Origin of the sequence: Streptomyces sp. SID3212, assembly GCF_009865405.1 — a bacterium.
Taxonomy (GTDB): domain Bacteria; phylum Actinomycetota; class Actinomycetes; order Streptomycetales; family Streptomycetaceae; genus Streptomyces.
On the sequence record NZ_WWJY01000085.1, the window covers coordinates 1 to 1,894 of the forward strand.

Consider the following 1,894-nt stretch of genomic DNA (forward strand, 5'->3'; position numbering starts at 1 on the left):
GCGCCTCGGCCTCTGGCTCCGACCGGGCAGCCGCCCGCGCCCCGGCCCGCGCCGCGTCGACGCACCGGATCTGCGCGGAGGCCGCCGTCAGGGCCCAGACCAGCGCCAGGGTGAACGCCACCAGCGCCGGCACGGCCATCGCCGCCTCCACCGTCACGGACCCCCGGTCGCCCGCCATGAACCGCCTTCGGCCCGTCACACACCGCCCGGGACCCGTCGCGGATCGCCTGCGTCCCGTCGCGGATGAGCCCCGGCCCGTCGCGGCTGCCCCCTGCTCCGTCCCGGACGGGCCGCGGCCCATCCCGGACGGCCCGCAGCCGGTGACGGCTGCCCCGTGGGCCGGCGTGGACGGCCCCAGGCCCGTCCGGGACCGACGTGACCGCCTCCTCGGTCGCCCACGGGCCCTCATCGATCCCTGCTGATCCCTCACCGGTAGCCGACCGTCAGAACGGCGCACTGAGCGCCTCCCCGATCACCGACCGCAGCGCGTCGGAGACCTGTCCGCTGGTGACGACCTTGTAGAACACCGCCGCCAGCGCGGCGGCGGCCAGCGTCACCATGGCGAACTCCGTCGTCGCCATCCCCGCGTCCGTCCGCGTGCCGCGCCGCCGCAGCCACCGCACACCCGCCCGCACCCCCAGGCCGAACCCGCGCATGCCTACCTCCCGTGATCCGTGAAATGAACATGAATTCGAAGAACGAATAACTCCCGGTGCCGTGGACGGCACCCTCGATTCACCCGCCGCTCAGCAGCCCGCCCGCGAGACCGATGACCACCGGCGCCACCCCCACCGCCAGAAACGCGGGCAGGAAGCACAGCCCCACCGGCGCGGTGATCAGCACCTGCGCCCGCTGGGCCCGGGCCACCGCTGTACGGGCCTGTTCCGCTCGGAGGCCTTCGGCCAACCGCGCCACCGGCTCCGCCGCGGGTGCCCCGCTGACGCCGGCCCGCTCCAGACACCTGGCCAGCCCCACCGCGCCCGGTATCGCGCCGAACCTCCCCCACACCGCCGCCGGTTCACCGCCGAGCCGAAGCTCCGCGGCGGTCCGGGCCAACCGGTCCCCGACCGGTCCGCCCAGCGACTCACCGACCGCCTCCGCCGCCTCACGCGGACCCGCCCCGGCGGCGATACAGGCCGCCAGCAGGTCAGCGGCAAGGGGAAGTTGACGCGCCGCCTCGGCCTCGTCGGCGGCGACGGCAGCGTCGTCGGGGGCCCGGCTCCGCAGCCACCGCCACACCCCGTACGCCCCCGCGCACCCCACGATGCAGCCGGTCACGCCTCCGACGAGCACACAGCCGGTGACCGCGGCGGCGAACACCGGGCCCCACCGCCGCGCCCAGGCCCTCACATCCGGCCGCGGTCGTCGCCGCCGTCCGTACTCCACCGCCAGGACCGCCGCGAGCCGCTTGCGCACCCGCCGCTCGTACCGCACCGCCACCACCACGAAGAACAGGCACCCGACAGCGGCCAGCACCCAGCCCACCGCCCACAGCCGATGGGTCAACTCCCCGCTCATGTCCCCACCCCCGTCCGCACGATCCGGCCGGCCCACCACAGACCGGCCCCCTCCAACAGCCCGCCGACCGCAAGACAACCGAGCCCGGCGGGGGTGTGCAGCAGCACGCGCAACGGATCGGCACCGAGCGCCCAGCCCATCGCCAGACCCAACACGGGAAGGAGCGCGAGCACCACGACCGTCGACCACGCGCCGGCCAACTGGGCCCGCAGGCCCTCCCGCTGCTCCCTCTCGGCCCGCAGCGCGGCCTCCAGCCGATCGAGACCGGCGGCGAGACCCGCCCCGCCGTCCACGGCCACCCGCCAGCAGGCAGCGAGCCCCGCCAGGCCCTCGCATCCGGGCTCACGCGCCGCCTGCCGCAACGCCTCAGGCACTT

The 1,894-nt window shown here is 76.0% G+C and carries 4 protein-coding genes; all 4 read right to left on the reverse strand.

What is annotated here, in order from left to right; genetic code table 11:
• The coding region (locus GT042_RS37970) for a TadE family type IV pilus minor pilin (protein ID WP_202532275.1) at nt 1-178 on the reverse strand (178 nt) is incomplete at its 3' end.
• A 265-nt stretch (nt 179-443) separates the two neighbouring features.
• On the reverse strand, nt 444-656 hold the full coding sequence (locus tag GT042_RS02805) for a DUF4244 domain-containing protein (RefSeq protein ID WP_161307106.1): 213 nt from the start codon (nt 654-656) through the stop codon (nt 444-446).
• 79 nt (nt 657-735) lie between these two features.
• Complete coding sequence (locus GT042_RS02810) at nt 736-1,518, reverse strand: type II secretion system F family protein (protein ID WP_161307107.1); 783 nt, start codon at nt 1,516-1,518, stop codon at nt 736-738.
• Nucleotides 1,515-1,894, reverse strand: a 380-nt coding sequence (locus tag GT042_RS02815; protein WP_202532276.1) for a type II secretion system F family protein, incomplete at its 5' end; no start/stop codon positions are given. The genes GT042_RS02815 and GT042_RS02810, both read right to left, overlap by 4 nt.